A 20,414-nucleotide genomic window follows, 5' to 3' on the forward strand; every position below is an offset into this window, starting at 1 on the left:
GCGCGTCGACAACAAGATCATCCGGCCGAGCGCGAATTACACCGGACCGGAGAATTTGAAGTACCTGCCGCTAAATAGGAGAAAATAGCGGTCGCTGTGCGCTTTCTAAGCGCGTGCAGTTCAACCCGCGCGGCCGCCAGGACCGGTAGCCCGCGCAATGTTTAACTGAAATTAGATAGAAAGGTTTTCTCCATGAAAAAGCTGATGATCGCCGCCGTGATTGGCGCCCTGTCCACGACGATGCTGACCGTCGCGACTGACGCCGCCGCGCAAACGGCGACCACCACCAAGCCGGCTGCCAAGGCCGTCGCAAAGCGCCCGCAGCCGCGCCGCCTGATCAAGCGTAAGGAAAACCCCGCCAAGGAAGCGAAGGTCGATCCGGTACCGGACGGCGCGGAAAAGTGGGCGTGCAAGGACGGTCTGGCTTTCGAAATGAAAGGCGACATGAAGCGTGACCAGATCGTCACGGTTCACTGGGCGAACAAAAATTACAATCTGCCGCGCGAAGCGACCACCACGGGCGCAGACCGTTTCCACGATGCCGCCACGGGCATGGATCTGGTTGTGATCCCGACCAAGGCCATGCTGTTCCAGGACAAGGACAGCTCGCGTCTGGCCGACGAATGCAAAACGATGGCAATGATGCAAGGCGCACCGGCTCCGACGCAATCGAACGCGATCAACAAGGCTAACTAATCACCGTCGTCAGGAACAGCTCCCCGATGTCCGCTCCGATCTCCAACGTGCGACCCGACCCGGACCCTGTCCTCGTCGATATCGTCGATTACGTTCTGGATTTTCCGATCGACAGCACGCTCGCGCTGGAAACCGCGCGTCACTGTCTGGTCGATACGCTCGGCTGTGGACTCGAGGCGCTTTCCTACCCGGCCTGCGCCAAGCTGTTGGGACCGATCGTGCCGGGCACGATCGTCCCCAACGGCGCGAAGGTGCCCGGCACGTCGTTCCAGCTGGACCCGGTTCAGGCCGCCTTCAACATCGGCGCGATGATCCGCTGGCTCGACTTCAACGACACGTGGCTTGCCGCCGAATGGGGTCATCCGTCGGATAACCTCGGCGGAATTCTCGCGACGGCCGACTGGCTCTCGCGCACTGCCATCGCAGCCGGCAAAACGCCGCTGACGATGAAAGACGTCTTGATCGCGATGATCAAAGCGCACGAAATTCAAGGCTGTATCGCGCTCGAAAATTCCTTCAACAAGGTCGGGCTCGATCATGTATTGCTGGTGAAGCTGGCGTCGACGGCCGTGGTCGGCCAGTTGCTCCGCCTCACCCGCGACGAACTGATCAACGCGGTGTCGCAGGCGTTCGTCGACGGGCACGCGCTGCGCACCTATCGCCATGCGCCGAACACCGGTTCGCGCAAATCGTGGGCCGCGGGCGATGCAACCTCGCGCGCCGTGCGCCTCGCGCTGATTTCGAAGACCGGCGAGATGGGCTATCCGTCGGTGCTGAGCGCGCCGACGTGGGGCTTTTACGACGTGCTGTTCAAGGGCAAGCCGTTCCGGTTCCAGCGCCCGTACGGCTCGTACGTGATGGAAAACGTGCTGTTCAAGATTTCTTTCCCGGCCGAGTTTCACGCGCAAACCGCAGTGGAAGCCGCGATGAATCTGCACGCGCAACTCGCTGCGTGCGGTAAGCGCGTCGAAGACATTCAGAAAATCACGATCCGCACCCACGAAGCCGCGATCCGCATCATCGATAAAAAAGGCCCGCTGAACAATCCGGCCGACCGTGATCATTGCATCCAGTACATGATCGCCGTGCCGCTGATCCACGGCCGCCTGACGGCCGCGGACTACGAAGATTCGATCGCGCAGGACGCGCGTATCGATGTGCTGCGCGCAAAGATGGCTTGTGTCGAAGACGCGCGGTTCACGAAGGATTACCTCGATCCGGAGAAGCGTTCGATCGCCAATGCACTGACGCTCGAATTCAACGATGGATCGAAGTTCGACGAGGTCGTAGTCGAATACCCCATAGGTCATAAGCGCCGTCGCGAAGATGGCATCCCGTTGCTGGTCGAGAAGTTCAGGACCAACCTCGCGCGGCGCTTTCCGGTCAGGCAACAACTGGCGATTCTCGACGTGTCGCTCGATCAGGCAAGGCTCGAAGCCATGCCGGTCAACGAATACGTCGATCTGTACGTCATCTAGTTCAGTACTGTAGTTCCGCGATCAAACCAAGGAAAACACCATGGCCCACAACCTCCACAAAACGCTCAAGGAATTCGACAGCGGTTCCGGCAAAGGCAAGTTCTACTCCCTGCCGCAACTCGGCAAGGCACTGAACATCAAGATCGACCGCCTGCCGGTTTCGATCCGCCTCGTGCTGGAATCGGTGCTGCGTAACTACGACGGCAAGAAGGTCGCCGAAGAACACATCACGCAACTGGCAAACTGGAAGCCGACCGCAGCGCGCGTCGACGAAATTCCGTTCGTCGTGGCGCGCGTCGTGCTGCAGGACTTCACCGGCGTGCCGCTGCTCGCCGACATCGCCGCAATGCGCGGTGTCGCACAACGCGCCGGCAAGAACCCGAAGTCGATCGAACCGCTGGTCCCGGTCGATCTGGTTGTCGACCACTCGGTGCAGATCGATCACTTCCGTGAGAAGAACGCGCTCGATCTGAACATGAAACTGGAATTCCAGCGCAACAACGAGCGCTACCAGTTCATGAAGTGGGGCATGCAGGCATTCGACACGTTCAAGGTCGTGCCGCCGGGCGTCGGCATCGTTCACCAGGTGAACCTCGAGTACCTCGCACGCGGCGTGCACAAGAAGGCCGACGGCGCGGATACGGTGTACTACCCGGACACACTGGTCGGCACCGACAGCCACACGACGATGATCAACGGTATCGGCGTGGTGGGCTGGGGCGTGGGCGGCATCGAAGCGGAAGCCGGCATGCTCGGCCAGCCGGTGTACTTCCTGACGCCGGACGTGGTCGGCGTGAACCTGAAGGGCAAGCTGCGCGAAGGCGTGACGGCCACCGACCTGGTCCTGACCATCACCGAACTGCTGCGCAAGGAAAAGGTTGTGGGCAAGTTCGTCGAGTTCTTCGGCGAAGGCACGCGCTCGCTGTCGCTGCCGGACCGCGCGACGATCGGCAACATGGCGCCGGAATACGGCGCAACGATGGGCTTCTTCCCGGTCGACGAAAAGACGATCGACTACTTCAAGGGCACCGGCCGCACCGACGCGGAAATCTCGGCGTTCCAGAACTACTTCAAGGCGCAGAACCTGTTCGGCATTCCGAAGGAAGGCGACATCGACTTCACGAAGGTCGTGACGCTGGATCTGGGCACGGTCGCTCCGTCGCTGGCAGGCCCGAAGCGTCCGCAAGACCGGATCGAAATCGGCAATGTGAAGTCGACCTTCAGCGATCTGTTCTCGAAGCCGGTCGCGGAAAACGGCTTTGCGAAGAAGGAAGCCGATCTGGACGCGCAATACACGACGAGCAACGGCGTCGACGTGAAGAACGGCGACATCCTGATCGCCGCGATCACGTCGTGCACGAACACGTCGAACCCGAGCGTGCTGCTGGCCGCCGGCCTGCTGGCGAAGAAGGCTGTCGAAGCCGGCCTGACGGTCGCTCCGCACATCAAGACGTCGCTGGCGCCGGGATCGCGTATCGTCACCGAATATCTGACGAAGACCGACCTGCTGAAGTACCTCGACAAGCTCGGCTTCACGCTGGCTGCTTACGGTTGCACGACCTGTATCGGCAACGCGGGCGACCTGACGCCGGAACTGAACGAAGCGATCACGAAGAACGACATCGTCGCGGCAGCGGTGCTGTCGGGCAACCGTAACTTCGAAGCGCGGATTCACCCGAACATCCGCGCGAACTTCCTGGCCTCGCCGCCGCTGGTGGTCGCTTACGCGATCGCCGGCAACATCACGCGCGACCTGATGACCGAACCGGTCGGCAAGGGCAAGGGCGGCCGCGACATCTACCTGGGCGACATCTGGCCGACCAGCGAAGAAGTCAACGATCTGCTCAAGTTCGCGCTGGACGCGGAAGCGTTCCGCAAGAACTACGCGCAGCTCACCAAGAAGGGCGACCTGTGGAGCAAGATCGAAGGCGAAGAAGGTCAGGTCTACGACTGGCCGAAGTCGACCTACATCGCCGAGCCGCCGTTCTTCGGCAAGGACTTCTCGATGACGCCGGCCGACAGCATCGCCCCGGTCAAGAACGCGCGCGCACTGGGCATCTTCGGTGACTCGGTCACGACCGACCACATCAGCCCGGCAGGCTCGATCAAGGAAGATTCGCCGGCAGGCAAGTGGCTGAAGGAAAACGGCGTGCAGAAGGCCGACTTCAACAGCTACGGCTCGCGCCGCGGCAACCACGACGTGATGATGCGCGGTACGTTCGCGAACGTCCGGATCAAGAACCTGATGATCCCGGCGAAGGCCGACGGCTCGCGCGTCGAAGGCGGCCTGACGATTCACCAGCCGAGCGGCGAACAACAGTCGATCTACGACGCAGCGATGAAGTACATCGACGCCGGCACGCCGACCGTCGTGTTCGCGGGCGAAGAGTACGGCACGGGCTCGTCGCGTGACTGGGCTGCGAAGGGCACGCAACTGCTGGGCGTAAAGGCCGTGGTCGCACGCAGCTTCGAGCGGATTCACCGTTCGAACCTGGTCGGCATGGGCGTTCTGCCGCTGCAGTTCAAGGGCTCGGACAGCGTGCAATCGCTCGGCATCACCGGCGAAGAAACGTACGACATCGAAGGCCTGGGCGCGGACTTCAAGCCGCAACAGGAAGTGACGCTGGTGATTCGTGGCAAGGACGGCAGTGAGAAGCGCGTGCAAGTGCTGCTGCGTATCGACACGCCGATCGAAGTCGACTACTACAAGCACGGCGGGATCCTGCCGTTCGTGCTGCGCTCGCTGCTGGCTGCTTAAGCTCGGCCTGGTTAGCTCTGTAGCCGAAGCAAACGGCTTGGCTGTTTTGCAGGGGCTGCGTCCTGTGGAGGGCGCAGCCGATTTTGAAGCCCGACCTCTGGTCGGGCTTTTTTTATGGCCGGTCAGTATTGAGTGTTGGGTGTGTCGAAGGCGGTTGGATTATCGGTGATTCGGCGTTGGGTCAGGTGGGTGTTCCAGTCGGGCTCGCCGGGAGCAAGGAGGCTGGCGTTGGCGGCGTTGGCGGCGTTGGCGATGTTTGTGTTCGTTCGCGCCGTGACATGCGCGTGCCGCTGCTGCGCGGCCCAATCACGCAATGCGGCCTGTACGGTGACGTCGGCAGCGGGTGAGCGGACTATTTGTTCCGGTTGCGCCAACACGGCGGGCGGTATGGATGGACGTGGGGAGCGGCTCGGCGATTGGTGGTCGTCGGCTAGCGTTTCGATCGGGTAGGCCGCTGGTAGGTGGCTGTCGTGTGGGGTCGTGGCCGCGGCTTTGGTCCTGACGTTCACCTTGGCGGTGTAGCTGCTTGCCGTGTCGTAGGTCGATGCTCGTGCAGCCGGGCGTGGTTCGGCGTGCCGTGCGAAGAGTATCGGCGCGGCCAGCAGTTCCGTTTGCGGCGACGGTTTGGACTCGTTTCGAAGTCCGCCTGCTGATGCGAGCTTGGCTGGCGACGGTGCTATCTGTGCCACGTTCGGCATCAGCTCAGCGACCGGCTGCGCCGATTTGCCCAAGGCTCGTGGCCGGACCGCAACTGGAGCGCCTGGCGTCGTGACGGCCGGCTCCGCTATCGTCACCGCTGCCAACTTACCAGTGTCGCGCGCAGCATTGCTCGACAGCAGCCACGCGAGCACGATACTGCACGCGACGAAGAGCGTCGCCCCCAGCACATGGTCCAAACGGGACGCACGCTCGCGCGCTTTGTCCATCTCGAGGTAATTGCGCGCCTCGGCCAGTTCCGCCTCGAGGCGCGAGGAATAGTCGCGCGGTGGCGGCGACTTGTAGAAAAAGCGAAACTTCCGGCCCGGCGCAAACCAGGTGTGAGGTTCCGGCGGCGACATACGTCGCACGGTGTCCTGACATGCCGGTTGCGGCCGACGCTGTGTTGCCGGGCGCACCGGCTCCCGATACACGCCATAAGGTGGCGGCAAGCCACGGAGCAACCGCGCATTCGGGTGCGCCAGCCTGCCTTGAATCAAAGCCAGCGGTCGGTTCATGGGTGAGTGTTCCGGTGTGCGCGGGGCGGCGCTTCGAACTGCCTGACCAGGTTTCTCGTGCGGTCGATCAGCGCGTCGATCGAGTCGGCACTCTGTTCCAGCGGCGACACGCTCGCGTGGCGCAACGCCTCCATCAGACCAAGCGCGCCGACCAGACCCGTCGCCCCGCTCAACCTGTGCAGCAGGGCGCGCTGACGATCGGGATGGATCTGGAGATGCAGCAAGATGCTGAGGCGCGCGAGGTCGTCGTCCATCGCCCGGCGCCAGCCGTCGAGGAAGGTGGGGAGATCCACTCCTTCGTCGGAAAGCGCGTTCAGATAGCGAGGTTCAAAAGGCTCGGGCAGGATGCTTGCTGGGCTTGAGGATGCCTCTCGAGATTTGGTGACTATCCGGGGACGCCGCGGCGGTGTATCACCTGGCTCGCGTCGCGACAATGGTGCCCACTGCTCGACTTTGAAGGGCGCGTCGAAGCTCGCATGAATGTCCGAAATTGGGCCGTTTGTGATTGAAAGCTCGCCTCGCATACGCTGAGCGAGTATGCGACACAGCGGCAAATAGGCGTCGGCGTCGGCGGCTTCGGCGGTGGCTTCGGCTTCACTGCCATCCGGTACCTTGCTCGTGTCCGTGCTCGGATTGCCGGCGACCAAGCCGAGATGCGGCCGCGGCGTGGCCGGTGTGTTCGTCGCCCCCGTTTCCATCACGCCGATGAGGATGCGCTGCGCTCTCGAATTCAGCGCGCCGATACGCACCACGAGCACGATCTCTCGATGCGCGCCGAGTTGAAGCGTTCGGTTTAACAGATGGAAACAAAGCTGGCCGAGCCGAGCGGGGTCGGCGAGGATCGTATGGGCTAGTTGACGATCGACGCTCGCACTCAGTCGCACGCCTTGTTGCGTCGCGGACGGCGCTAGCAGCGCGATGACGCCATCGATAAGCGCACGCAGGTCTGTGACGCTTTCCTCGATGATCACCGCGCGTGAGTCGAGCGGCGAGCTATCGAGCAGATCGTCGAGCGTTTGGCTCCAAGTGCGCAACGCGGATTGGACCACGGCTGACTGCCGGCGTTGTGCGGGCGTTGCAGGTATTGTGTCAAGCGAGCCGAGCAGGTCAGCGACTGCGGACAACGGCGCTTTCACATACCGGAGCGTTGCGTCGCGAAGCCACAACTGTGCGGCCATCACGTCGGCGTTTGCCTCGCCGCTCGCTGCAATGCGGGCAGCCTGCGCTCCCGCTTCGGCGGCTTCGCAGCGGCGCGCCCATTCGTTCGTGATCTGTTTGTATTGTTCGATTGCTCGTTTGAGCGCTGCACGGGACCGCCACGTGCTGATGAGAGACAGGACTGCGGCAACTGCCAGCGCCAATGCCAGCGCCGGTATCCACGGCTGTCGTGCGCCGGGTGCAGCCTGGGCAGTGCGGGCGTCCGGCGCGCTCTGTGCAGACTGGTCGGTGAGGGCGTCTTTACTGTATTTTGAAGCAGACGTGTGTGGTGTTGTGCCGGGAATGGCGCCTTCGTGCGCCCAGGCGTCACGAGCCGGCGGCGCCTGGCTGGCCGCGGCGTCGTGTTCACCCGGCGCTGATGCCTGGCGCGAACCATTAGCGAGCACCATGCGTGATGCGCTGCCGATCGACGGTGTAGCGTTGGCATAAATCGGAAGCATGCACAGCAGTGCATACGCAAAGAGACAACCCAATAGCGTCGCCAAACGGATCGCCGTTTGCTGTCCACGATGGGCGTGCGAGGGAGAGAAGTTGTCGACGGCGAACGGCGCACGACGATGCACATCCACCAAAGAACCCCTCAGGCTCATGTCGTTCATAGCCCGCAAAACTCAATCGATCAACTTATGCAGCGAAGCAAACTCGATCAGCGCCGCCAACGACCCGAGTCCCAGTTTTTCCTGGATACGGCTCTTGTAGGTGCTCACGGTCTTGTCGCTGAGAAACAGACGGGTCGCGATTTCGCGATTGCTGGCACCACGCGCGAGGTGCTGCAACACCTCCACCTCACGCGTCGACAAGGACTTCAGTCTGCTCCCGACAGCGGGATCGGCCGTATCCGCCGGGAAGCAGTCATAGCCGAATAACACAGTTTTTAGCGCCGTAATCAGCTCGCTGATTTCCCGACCTTTGCTGACATAACCATTGGCTCCGGCATTGCGCGTATAACTCGCCATAACATGTTCTGGCTTGGCGGAGAGAACGAGAATACTGGTTTTCAGATTCTGCGCGCGAATGCGACGGATCAGGGATAAACCGTCTAGCCGCGGCAAATCGAGATCGAGAATGACCAGATCCGGACATTCGGTCAGCACCATTTTCAGCCCGTCTTCCCCGTCGCCGCATTCTCCCACCATGTCCAGCTCGGGATCGGCGTGGATCACGCCGGCTATCGTCCCCCGAATAATTGGGTGGTCGTCGATAATCACAATTCTCTTCATTTATAGCTCGCCTTTGATATTGAATCAATGGGCATAAAACGAATCGAACCAGCCCAAATTTAACCAGAGTTAAATATTAACAACGCTAACGGAAATATTTTTCCGCAACATAAGGTGAATTTTCTGCAATATCGGAAAGATTTTTCCTGCATGAGCGATGGCAATTGCCTAGCTGCAATTTGCCATGACGATGCTTCGATCGATGTCTGAGAAACACCGGCTCACCTCGTGCGGTGGCGGTTTTGGTGAGCAGCAATCTGAGCACTGTTGACTCACAGGTACTCTTGCTCCGAACCCTGTAAGAGAAGAGCGCGAACATCGTTCGCGCTCTTCATGTTGATCTCAAGTACCACCGATAAAGGAAATGGCCGGCCATGCGGGCCCGGCCACTCCTGATTTCACTGGTCTTGCTGACCTTGCAGCAAGCGTCGGGATTGCGTGCGCTGACCCAGCGGCGCAACCGACTCCTGCCCGTTACCACGTGCAAAGTCGAGTTCGACGCGCCGGTTCGGTGCGAGGCAGTCAATCAACGCCTGACGGTTGCGGTCATTACACTGCACCACCGGATCTTCCTTGCCACGGCCACGCGCCATGATCGGTATCTTGACGCCGCCGTTCTGTAAGTACAGCTTGACTGTCTCAGCGCGCTTGGCTGACAACTGACGGTTGTAGCTGTCGCTGCCCAGACGATCCGTAAAGCCTTCGATGCGGATGCTCGTTACGTCGTCGACCCGTTCGAGGTCACGCACCAACTGGTCGAGCTTGACCTTGCCTGTCGGCAACATGCCCGCCAGATCGCCCCGATCGAACTTGAACGACGCGTCAGCTTGCAGCGTCACCTTCGACGGAATGATCGGATCGGTCTTGGCAACCGGCGGCGGTGTGCAGCTCTGGAGCGCGGCGCCGATGCCTGGCAAACCCCTCTCGACGCCATCGACGAGGCGCTGGCTCTCGTCGAAGTTCCGCGTCCACGCTTCGTGACCTGCGTGAATCATCTCGACTTCCGAACAGGCCGTCAGACGCTGTGCTTCCTGGCACTGCGGGAACAACGGCGAGGTCTTCGCAGCGAGAATCTGCTTCCACAGATCCGGCCGGATCATCGCAGCGGTCCGTAAATCCGGATTGTCGACGGAGAGTCCCTGCCCGGTTTCCAGCGCCGCAGTCAGGCGGTTGGCCTCGACCAGCGCCTCCTCGACGAAACCCCAACCGTCGTGCAACGAGCGCTCATCGGCGGCGGCGTCCAGCCAGCACTGCGCCTTGTCGCCGAAATAGTTATTCTTGCGCTCGCCCAGTGCGGTCAGACGCGACTTCACCGAGCGTAACGTGGCACCGTTCTTGACGCCGCTGTAGGTCGCGATCCACTGCGGTGTCACCGCGCCGGAGGCCTGATTCTGCGTCGCGGTGAATCCGGTTTGCAGAACCGTGGGGTCCTGGATCTGCAGCCGATCGCGTGTCGCGGACGACGAACATCCTGCGAGCATCGCGGCAAGCGCGATGGCAATTAATGAATACTTCATGTCTGTCTCTCATGGAAGGGTCGCACGGAAGCTTCCCGTGCGACCCAGACGGCTAACGTCTCAAGCTTCGATTCAAAGCCTTGCGGCCGTTACTTAGTTGCCGAGGACGATGCCGATACCAGCGCGGACGATGGTGCTATTGCCGCCCGAGGTGGACACGCCGAGGTTGTAGTTGATCGAGCCCTTCTCGTTCCAGCGAGACACGCCCAGACCCACAGCCTGGTAGCCACGGTAGTTGGCAATGCCGGCGTTCAACGTGGTGCGACCCGGCAGATACGGCGTGACGATGTTCAGTGCCGATGACGAAGCGATACCCTTGGCCGCGTTGCGATCGATGTTATGAATCGAGTTGTTCATGTTGCCCATGGCACTGTTCAACTGATTCATGTTGACCGCATCGGTACCCTGCGTACCCGCCGCGACGTTGGTGATCTGGCGCTCCGCACCGACCGCTCCCATCGACACCGAGTTGTCGCGATCCGTCGTGGAGCCTGCACCCAGCGCGACCGAGTTGGTGTTCGGAGCCGTCGCGCCGGAACCCAACGCGACCGAACCGTTACCCGCCGTCACTGCGGCCTTGCCGATCGAGATCGACTCCGTGCCGGTTGCCGCAGCACCGCTACCGATCGCGATGGAGTCCGAGCCCGATGCGACCGCAGCGGTACCGCTGTCGCCCGCCCCCGGCGCGCCGACGTTGATGTACGTGCTGCCGCCCGTGCCATCGCCGGCCTGGAGGTTGTTCAACTGGCTTTGGAGACTCGAGAACTGCCCATAGTTGACCGCGTCCGTCGCTGCGGTGCCCTCCGCCACGTTCGTCAGCTTGACCGGTGCGAGAGCCCCCGTGCCGCCTAACGTCACCTGGCTCTTCGAGGAATCGTCGTAGGCAACGGCGTTTGCCGTGCCGCCACCGCCACCGCCATTGGTGTTGACATACGTGGAGACATACGACTGCATCTGCCCGACGTTGACGCCATCAGTCGCGTCCACGCCTGTTGCCACGTTCTTCAACTGGGTCGGTGTGCCGCCCGAGTTAAAGGTCAGCGTAGTCTTGCCGGCGTTGTCATACGTGACGAACGAGTTGGTCACGTTGCCCGACGAGTCGACGCTCAAGCCAGCGTCCTTCATTTGCTTGAGGTTCACGGCCTGGTCGTCTGCCGTAGCTGAGGCCACGTTTGCAATGGTCACCGGCGTCTTGGCGCCTACTCCGCCCAGAGTCAGCATGTCATGCGCTGAGGTGTCGTAGGCCACACCGTCAGCATTGCCACCCGTCTTGATTTTGTCATTCAGGGCGTTTACTACGGAGTCGACGCCACTGTACGAATTACCATCGATCGTGTACACGGGCTTGCTGACCTGGCCGTCCGAGTTCACCGTCGAGCCGCCACCCAACGCGGCGGCTGTACTACTCATCGCGCCGTACAGTTGCGAACCGTTGATTGCCTGCTTGCTGCTCGACGCGACTTGCCCCGCGCCAACGTTCGCCAGCACCACCGGCACGGTTGAACCCGTACCGCCGAGCGTAACCTGTGTCTTGTTTGCATCGTCATACGCGACGAATGCGTTCGACAGGTTGCCGCTGGTATCGAACTTCGCGCCCATCGCCGTCAATTGGCCAACGTTCACGGCATCGTTGTTGGCAACACCTGCCGCCACATTCGACACCGTCACCGCCGCGCCGCCGTTGTTCAACGTAAGCTTGTCATGCGCCGGGGTGTCGTAAATGACAGCATCAGGCGAACCGCCGCCGGCGGCAGCATTGATCGCTGCAGTCATTTGACCCAAGTTTACCGCGTCGGTATTGCTGGTACCCTCTGCCACGTTGATGATCTGGCTTTGCCGGCCGGAGTTACCCACCGAGACAGCATTGGCACGGTCGGCAATCGCGCCGTAGCCGATCGCCACGCCGTTGGCTGCGCTAACCGTCGAGTTCAGACCCAGCGCCATGCCGCCCGTGGCGGCCTGGGCCGCGAACGAACCATAGCCAATCGCAACGGAACCGATACTCGTGGCACTTGCCGTCGTGCCCATTGCCGTTGCGTTCATGCCGCTAGCACGGGCGTTGTAACCGATCGACACCGCGTTGTCCGAGTACGCGCCAACCGATGCACCTTCGCCGATTGCCGTAGCATTGATGGACGCAATTGCAGCGGTCGTGCCGACCGCGGTCGATCCGCTGCTGCCGGCAATCGCGCCCGCGCCGACTGCCAAGGCCCCCTCACCCGTAGCGCTCGCCATCGGGCCAATTGCCATGGCGTTCAAATCGTCCGAAGCTGTCGTGTTGCCGCCCTGGACTACCTTCGAACTCACCGCGATATAACTCAACACTGCAGCCGAGGATTGCATCATCGACTTCACACCACTGGTAGACGCGGCGTTCGCCAGCAGCTGGGTCTGCAGCGCATCCAGTTGGCCCACGGTCGCCGCATCGGTCAGATTGATACCGTCCGCGACATGGGTGATACGCACTTCCTGCCCCTTGGCGCCGACAGACAGCGTGTTTTCCGCATCCGTGATTGCGTTCACGCCAAGCGCCGTCGAATTGGCAAAGGCTGCCGTAGCGCCTGCGCCGATTGCCAACGAATTCGCCTTGGTCGCGAGTGCGTTGCCGCCGATTGCAATCGACTCGGTGCCGCCAGCCTGCGCTGTGCCCGCGCTCGACACGACCTTGACGTATTTCAGATTGGTAGAAAAGTTCGTGTTGATCTGGTCGAGCTGGCCATCGACAGCGGACAGGGCCGAACCAACATCGGCATAGGTCGAGCCAGTAATCACGTACGACGGCTGGGACAGTGTGCCATCCGCTAGAAGGCTTGCCTGGCCGCCGAGCGCCTTGGCGGTCGACTGCGCCACGTTGTAGAGCTGAGCGCCATTCACTGCGTCGCTGCTAGACGCAGCGAGCTGACCTTTGTCGACGTTCGTCAACAGAACCGCATCGGTCGCACCCGCACCGCGGAGCGTGATTGTATTCTTCGTCGCATCGTCGTATGCAACGAAGGTGCTCGTCACCGCACCACTGCTGTCGACGTTCGCGCCCAGCGCTCGCAACTGCGACAGATTCACTGCGTCGGTGTTATTCGTAGCATTCGCCACGTTGATGATCTGGCGCTCCGAACCGGCCGCCCCCACCGACACCGCGTTGGCACGGTCCGCAACCGAGTTTGCGCCCAGCGCCACCGAGTTGGCTGCCGTTGCGCTGGCTGCGCCACCGACCGCGACCGCGTCGACCCCGGTTGCCGAGGAGTCCGCAAGCGTGGAATTCGCGTGGAAATACTTGATGCCCCCACCCTCAACAACGATGTTGTTGAGGACGTCGCCCATGTTCGTCACGTTGCCCGCGACGTTCGCGAGATTGCCGGCCACATTGGCCACGTTCGCGTTCGTTTCGTACAGCTGGCTGCCATTTACCGCTTCCAGGCTCTTGTCCGAGAGCTCGCCCGCCTTCACATTCGCGATTGTCGTGCCATCCGTACCCTTGAGCGTGATCGCGCCGAGTGTCGCATCGTCGTATGCAACGAAGGTGCTCGTCACCGCACCACTGCTGTCGACGTTCGCGCCCAACGCTCGCAACTGCGACAGATTCACTGCGTCGGTGTTATTCGTAGCATTCGCCACGTTGATGATCTGGCGCTCCGAACCGGCCGCCCCCACCGACACCGTGTTGTCACGGTCCGCAACCGAGTTTGCGCCCAGCGCCACCGAGTTGGCTGCCGTTGCGCTGGCTGCGCCACCGATCGCGACCGCGTCGACCCCGGTTGCCGAGGAGTCCGCAAGCGTGGAATTCGCGTGGAAATACTTGATGCCTCCACCCTCAACAACGATGTTGTTGAGGACGTCGCCCATGTTCGCCACGTTACCCGCAACGTTGGCGAGATTGCCGGCCACATTGGCCACGTTCGCGTTCGTTTCGTACAGCTGGCTGCCATTTACCGCTTCCAGGCTCTTGTCCGAGAGCTCGCCCGCTTTCACATTCGCGATTGTCGTGCCATCCGTACCCTTGAGCGTGATCGCGCCGAGTGTCGCATCGTCGTATGCAACGAAGGTGCTCGTCACCGCACCACTGCTGTCGACGTTCGCGCCCAACGCCCGCAACTGCGACAGATTCACTGCGTCGGTGTTATTCGTAGCATTCGCCACGTTGATGATCTGGCGCTCCGAACCGGCCGCCCCCACCGACACCGTGTTGTCACGGTCCGCAACCGAGTTCGCGCCCAGCGCCACCGAGTTGGCTGCCGTTGCGCTGGCTGCGCCACCGATCGCGACCGCGTCGACCCCGGTTGCCGAGGAGTCCGCAAGCGTGGAATTCGCGTGGAAATACTTGATGCCTCCACCCTCAACAACGATGTTGTTGAGGACGTCGCCCATGTTCGCCACGTTACCCGCAACGTTGGCGAGATTGCCGGCCACATTGGCCACGTTCGCGTTCGTTTCGTACAGCTGGCTGCCATTTACCGCTTCCAGGCTCTTGTCCGAGAGCTCGCCCGCTTTCACATTCGCGATTGTCGTGCCATCCGTACCCTTGAGCGTGATCGCGCCGAGCGTCTTATCGTCGTATGCGACAAAGCTATTCGTCAGATTGCCGCTGTCGTCGACGTTCATGCCCAATTGCTTGAGCTGGCCCACGTTGACGGCGTCGCTGTCGCCCACGCCGTTGGCCACGTTCGACAGCGTCACTGCCGGCGCTGAAGCGTCCGTACCGCCCAGCGTCAGTTTGTCGTGCGCCGGCGTATCGTATTGCACCGAGTTGCCTGCCGTAGCCGCGAGGGCCGAGCCGACATCAGCATAGGTCTGTCCGCCGATCGTGAAACTCGGCTTCTGGATCGTGCCATCCGGGTTCACCGTTGCGCCGCCGCCGATCGCAGCAGCCACCCCCGACAGCTGGCTGACGTTCACCGCATCGGTGCTGCTGGTACCCGCCGCCATGTTGACGATCTGGCTCTGCCTGCTGGCGTTACCCACCGACACCACGTTGGCGCGATTCGCGATCGCGCCCGAGCCGATCGCCACGCTGTTCGCAGCACTAACCGTCGCATTGACGCCCAGCGCCAAGCCGCTCGTGGCCGCCTGACTGACGAACGAGTTATAACCGACAGAGACCGAACCGGGACTCGTGGCGCTGGCGTAACTGCCGAGTGCCAATGCGTTGGTCGAACTGGCACGCGTGTTGTAACCGATGGACACAGAGTTGTCCGACAGCGCGCCAACAGTCGCACTCGCACCGATTGCGGTCGAGTTCACCGACAGCGCTCCCGCGCCTGAGCCGATTGCCGTGCTCGAATCACTGCCTGCGGCAGCACCGGCGCCGACGGCCAATGCGTCGACTCCAGTCGCCGCTGCGACCGGACCGATCGCCATGGCGTTCATCACATCCGCAGCGGACGTGGCCGAACCCTGGGTCGTGTACGAACTCACCGCAATGTAGCTCAACACGGAAGCCGAGTTCTGCATCATCGACTTCACGCCACTCGTCGCCGTACCCGTAATCTGAGATTGCAACGCGTCCAACTGCGCCATCGTAACGGCATCGGTTGGATCGATGCCATTGGCGACGTGGGTAATGCGCATTTCCGCGCCTCTACTGCCGACAGACACCGTATAGGATGCGTCCGTGACAGCATTCACGCCGATAGCCGTCGAGTTGTCGAACATTGCCGTCGCGCCAGTACCGATCGCAAGCGTCCGGGCCTTGGTCGCCACAGCGCCACCGCCAATCGCCACCGATTCGGCACCACTTGCCAGTGCAGCGGGCGCCGTCGATACGACTTTGACATACTTCGCAGCGCCAACCAGATCACCCGCTGCTGTGTTGATTGCGGACAGCGCGTCGCCGATATTGTTGTACGTGGTGCCGCTGACCAGGTAGCCCGGCGCAGTGATCGAACCGTCCGAATTGACCGACGCACCGGAACCCAGAGCGGAAGCAAGTCCGCTGGCACTCTTGTACAACTGATCGCCGTTGACTGCGTCAGTGCTGCCCGACGAAACCTGGCCAGCGGCCACGTTCGTCACGAGAACCTGTGGGGCCGTCGTCGCGCCGCCGAGCGTGAGCGTGTCGTGCGTCGCCGAGTCGTAGACGACCGCGTTGGGCGAGCCCGGCCCGGCGCCCAGAGAGGCGATAGCCGCCTTCATCTGCGCCAGGTTGACCGCATCGCTGTCCACCGAACCTGCCGCCACGTTGATGATCTGACGCTCCGCGCCAGCCGCACCCACCGACACGGCATTGGCGCGATCCGCCGTCGAGTTGGAGCCCAGCGCGACCGAATTGGCTGCCGAGGCGAGGGCCGCGCCGCCGATCGCCACCGAGTCCGTTCCGACTGCCGAGGAATCGGCCAGCGTCGAATTAGTATGGAAATACTTGATGCCATTGTCGAAAAGACTCGGCCCCAACGCGCCCACGTTGGCCGCCAGTGTCGCCAGGTTCTGGTTGGTCTGGTACAACTGCCCGCCGTTGACCGCGTCGGTGCTAGACGCGGACGAGATGTCGCCCTCCGCCACGTGGGTGAGCTTGACCTGCGCCGTGTTGCCCGCGCCGCCAAGCGTCACCGTATCGCGAGCGGACGAGTCGTACGCCACCATGAGCGGCGAGCTCGCGAGGCCATTCGCCACGAGGTTGTTGACAATGTTCGTCACGCCAGCAACGTTGTTCGCGACCTCGGCCACATTCTGGTTGGTCCTGAACAGCTGCGAACCGTTCACGGCATCCATACTGCTGGCGCTGGAGATGTCGCCATCCGTCAGGTTCGTGATCTTCGTGCCGGTCGCGCCCTTGAGCGTAATCAGGCTGGCTACGGGAGTGTCGTACGTCACCGGATTGTCGACGGGAATGCCGGTGCCGCCGCTCACGCCGCGGATAGCCGCATCCAGCTGGGCGACGTTGACAGCATCGGTAGACGCCGAGCCTGCAGTCACGTTGGTGATCTGTCTCGTGTAGCTTGTCACGCCGTCCGGCGACAGATAGCCGACCGATACCGTGTCGGCACGGGTAGCCTGCGAGCCTGCGCCCAGGGCAACCGAGCTGGCTGCCAATGCAATAGCGTTCGCGCCGTATGCGCTGGAATCGGTCTGGAGCGCCCTTGCCGATGGTCCGGACGCCACCGAGTTGAGTCCGGTGGCCTGCGCATCAGTCGACGAATCGCTCGATGCGGAATTCGCCTTGAAATAGCGCGTGGCTTGATAAAGCTGCTGGCCGTTCACTGCGTCCGTGCTATCCGACGAGACGTCACCCGCTGCCAGATCGGTGACCTTGTTGCCCGTCATGCTGACGTTATTGAGCATGCTGATGCCGCCCGTGCCCTTGAGCTCGAGGTGGCCATCGTCATAGCCGGTGACGCGGGCGGTGATGTTGTTGGTGTTGAAGCCCCATGCGCCGTTGTCGGTTGCCGCGTTGTTCAACGAAAAGGACATGCCAGCACTATTCTCACCGGTCGAGGAGCAATCCATGACACCGACAGCGCTCGACAGCGGCCCCCATGAGGACCCCACCCCACCTGCGCCGCCCGGGCACAATTCCAGACCGCCGTTGCCTGTTGACGCCTGGGCTACCGCGGTACCCGGCAACATGGCCGCGCCGATGGCCATCGCGATCGGCATGAACGCAGCCTTGAGCGGCACCGCCAGTCGGCTTGCCGTTTCCGTTCGGGACGTGATAGTCCGCGAGGATGCAGTTCCCGTTCCGCAATGTGTCCTGGCAGTCTCGGGTGCAGCCACCCACGTTCCGGAAACGTCATTCCAGACGCTGATATACGACTTATTCATACATTCCTTGAATAAAGGGCAAGCCCCGCTTGCAGTTCGATTTGAGAAATCGTGCGCACACGCCTCCCGCAAAAAAACTGGCCGGCGCTTTTAAGGCTCGACTAAAGTTTTTCACGCGTCGCAAATTTAACTGGCAGCCCTATCCATAAAAATCAGGAAATGCGTAAACTACGCAGGAATTGTCCGTATAAACACGGGAAAAATCGCAATCACTGGCATTAAGCACGCCCAGCTTGAATCCGAGCCGTTTAAACGAATCTAAAAAAATCTTGTTTGCGCGCTCTCTCGTGGCGCCTTTACAACAGCAGCGTGTGGACGACCGATTGAAATCGCGCAAGGTGCCACAGACGAGCGCCGCGGCCACCATCAAGATCGAAGGGGCCGAACGATCGCCTTAGCCGGCAGGGATTTCGGGCCGCTCCCGCTCGCACCGGGAAACGCGCGGCGATGCGCTGCGCCACGCGCACGATGCCGGACGTTAGCCTGTTCACGCTCCGACATCGATGAAATGCTCCGATGTTCATCTGATTTTTTTGACCGCACGTCATGCGAAATTGCGTCATTGAGATTCAGAACTTTCTTCGATTTTCAAGATAAATACATTCCTATACTTCGTCCCGACACGTTGCCTGCGTTTTTAGGGGCATTAATTATTAATTAATTTCACATGTAACGCCAAAAATCGGCGCAAACGTGTTCAGCCGACACCCATTTTTTTAATACAAATCATGAAACTCTCACACACTTGCCGTCGCAACAAACACCTCGGCCAGGGCATGACGGAATACATCATCATCGTCGCCCTGATTGCGGTGTCGGCCATTGCCGTGTATTCGCTGTTCGGTCGGACGCTGCGTGACCAGACCGCTGGCCTTGCAATGGAAATGTCCGGCCAGGATGCGGGGGATAACATTTCGACCGCGAAAACCAATGCGAACACAGCGACGACGAAGGCGGAGACCGCGAAGAACATGGGCACGTATAACGGGAACAACTAAAGCGAACAAAAAGTAACCTCACCGAAATCAGCGATATCCACCATGAACCGCTCTGCCCGCGAGGGCAGGGCCAGGGTCGCCAGCGCTAGCGGGCAGGCGCTGGTCCCTGCACTGCTGTTTCTGCTGGTCGGTTGCATCGGCCTTTATGTGGCGTTCGACTCGCTCCAGATGACCAGCGCCAAAATCAAACTTCAGAACACGGCCGACGCCGCCGCATACAGCGCAGCCGTGCTGCAGGCACGCGACTACAACTTCTCCGCGTACACGAACCGCGCCATGATCGCCAATCAGGTCACGGCCGCGCAGGTGGTCGCATTGAAATCATGGATCGACGAACTCGACGCGACCTACTCGCAGTCGAATCTCGACACGACGGTCACCACGCTGGCGGATCATCCTGCGCAATGGAGTACACCGAAACAGATCGGCAAAGCCGACATCGCGCCGGTGCGTGCCGCGCTCGACGCGCTGCTGCCCACGGTCGCCCGGGACATCGGCGAGCTCAATCGCGCGCTGAGCGTGGCGCAGGCCAACTATCACACCGCCGTCTTCACCGCGGTCCCCGACACGGCCGACGCAATCGCGCAACTCAACCAGCCTGACACGCACGTCACCGCCGGCTACTTCATCAGCGATCGCAACGCGGCGCAACTGGCGGCGTGGTCCTCGTACACGGCCAGCGTCACGCCCGCGGGCAACCTCGGTCAGGATGACTTTGCCGACGTGGTGACGAACCCTGACACCCTCGACGGTTTCGTCAAGAATCGTGACTCGGTGCGCAGCGTCGCGCCGAACTTCCAGCAACTGAACGACAGCGCCAACAAAATATGCGGCGCCAACAGCACGTTCACCATCAACGTGACGCACGACGGCGGCACCCAGCTTCGCAGCGACAAAGCCGGCTGGCAGTCCATCGACGCAAGCACCGCGCTCCTCAGAATCAGCTGTATCGGGCCGATCGAATCCATTGCCGGTCACGGCGGCAGTGCGAACGGCAACATCACCAGCTTCATGACCCACCCGCCGTTCGTGGCGGCGGAGGACTGGGAAGGCTATGGCGGCTACTTCAACTTCGGCTACACCGGCACGTCGGTGCCCGGCCGGGTGCCGAGCTCAATGGCGGAACAGTTCAGCCAGACCCCCGGTCCTTCGCTCGACCCGGTGAACGGCGGCCTGCTGCCTTATCAGGAAGTGCGCGGCACACAGCTCGCCGCCCAGGCGCCACGCATCACGATCGAAGTGACGCGCAACACCGATACGCTGCTCAAGACCACCGGCCTGCAAGGCGGCGGCATCATGAAGGTCGACATCGATGCGCCCAGCGGCGCAATGCGCGCGCTGTCGAGCGACCATGCCTATTTCGTGCGGCCCGATGAAACCTCTTCCGGCGTTTCCATCATCGGCGGCCTGTTGAACGCCGATCAATGGGCGCGCCCTGACCAGAAGACCGAATACCCGAGTCTGTTCAGCCCGTACTGGCAAGCCGCGCTTGCGCCGGTCAGCGCCAGCGAACGCGCCGCGGCTCAGCAAAGCCAGATGTCAGTCGCCTCACAGCCCTGATCC

Annotated in this window: 10 protein-coding genes; 5 read left to right on the top strand and 5 right to left on the bottom strand. The window is 61.6% G+C overall.

The genetic code is table 11. The annotated features are described in order from the left end of the window. The first annotated feature begins 192 nt into the window (after nt 1-192). From PQQ53_RS23540 to acnA, 3 genes are read left to right on the top strand one after another with little or no spacing between them, the layout of a single operon-like run. Nucleotides 193-696, top strand: coding sequence for a hypothetical protein (locus PQQ53_RS23540; RefSeq protein ID WP_408141737.1), 504 nt, complete (start codon nt 193-195; stop codon nt 694-696). 26 nt (nt 697-722) lie between these two features. Next, nucleotides 723-2,174, top strand: a complete 1,452-nt coding sequence (locus tag PQQ53_RS23545) for a bifunctional 2-methylcitrate dehydratase/aconitate hydratase (RefSeq protein ID WP_408326540.1) — start codon at nt 723-725, stop codon at nt 2,172-2,174. 40 nt (nt 2,175-2,214) lie between these two features. Further along, complete coding sequence (acnA, locus tag PQQ53_RS23550; RefSeq protein WP_408326543.1) at nt 2,215-4,932, top strand: aconitate hydratase AcnA; 2,718 nt, start codon at nt 2,215-2,217, stop codon at nt 4,930-4,932. A gap of 122 nt (nt 4,933-5,054) precedes the next feature. Here acnA and PQQ53_RS23555 read toward each other — a convergent pair whose 3' ends face one another. The 5 genes from PQQ53_RS23555 to PQQ53_RS23575 form a co-directional block, all read right to left on the bottom strand. Further along, nucleotides 5,055-6,146, bottom strand: coding sequence for a hypothetical protein (locus tag PQQ53_RS23555; protein ID WP_408326546.1), 1,092 nt, complete (start codon nt 6,144-6,146; stop codon nt 5,055-5,057). Next, nucleotides 6,143-7,963 carry a sensor histidine kinase gene (locus tag PQQ53_RS23560; protein ID WP_408326548.1) on the bottom strand — a complete coding sequence of 607 codons (1,821 nt, stop codon included), beginning with the start codon at nt 7,961-7,963 and terminating at the stop codon, nt 6,143-6,145. The genes PQQ53_RS23555 and PQQ53_RS23560 overlap by 4 nt, the downstream gene beginning before the upstream one ends. Nucleotides 7,964-7,975: 12 nt before the next feature. After that, nucleotides 7,976-8,584, bottom strand: coding sequence for a response regulator (locus PQQ53_RS23565; protein WP_408326551.1), 609 nt, complete (start codon nt 8,582-8,584; stop codon nt 7,976-7,978). Nucleotides 8,585-8,982: 398 nt separating this feature from the next. Then, on the bottom strand, nt 8,983-10,101 hold the full coding sequence (locus tag PQQ53_RS23570; protein ID WP_408154470.1) for an OmpA family protein: 1,119 nt from the start codon (nt 10,099-10,101) through the stop codon (nt 8,983-8,985). 93 nt (nt 10,102-10,194) lie between these two features. Next, nucleotides 10,195-17,853 carry a YadA-like family protein gene (locus PQQ53_RS23575; RefSeq protein ID WP_408326554.1) on the bottom strand — a complete coding sequence of 2,553 codons (7,659 nt, stop codon included), beginning with the start codon at nt 17,851-17,853 and terminating at the stop codon, nt 10,195-10,197. A 728-nt stretch (nt 17,854-18,581) separates the two neighbouring features. On the opposite strand from PQQ53_RS23575, the gene PQQ53_RS23580 reads away from it, so the two are divergent. Next, nucleotides 18,582-18,851 carry a Flp family type IVb pilin gene (locus tag PQQ53_RS23580; RefSeq protein ID WP_408326557.1) on the top strand — a complete coding sequence of 90 codons (270 nt, stop codon included), beginning with the start codon at nt 18,582-18,584 and terminating at the stop codon, nt 18,849-18,851. A 42-nt stretch (nt 18,852-18,893) separates the two neighbouring features. Next, nucleotides 18,894-20,411, top strand: coding sequence for a pilus assembly protein TadG-related protein (locus PQQ53_RS23585; RefSeq protein WP_408326560.1), 1,518 nt, complete (start codon nt 18,894-18,896; stop codon nt 20,409-20,411). Nucleotides 20,412-20,414 lie beyond the last annotated feature (3 nt).

The organism is Paraburkholderia strydomiana, assembly GCF_046030495.1.
Lineage (GTDB): Bacteria > Pseudomonadota > Gammaproteobacteria > Burkholderiales > Burkholderiaceae > Paraburkholderia > Paraburkholderia strydomiana_A.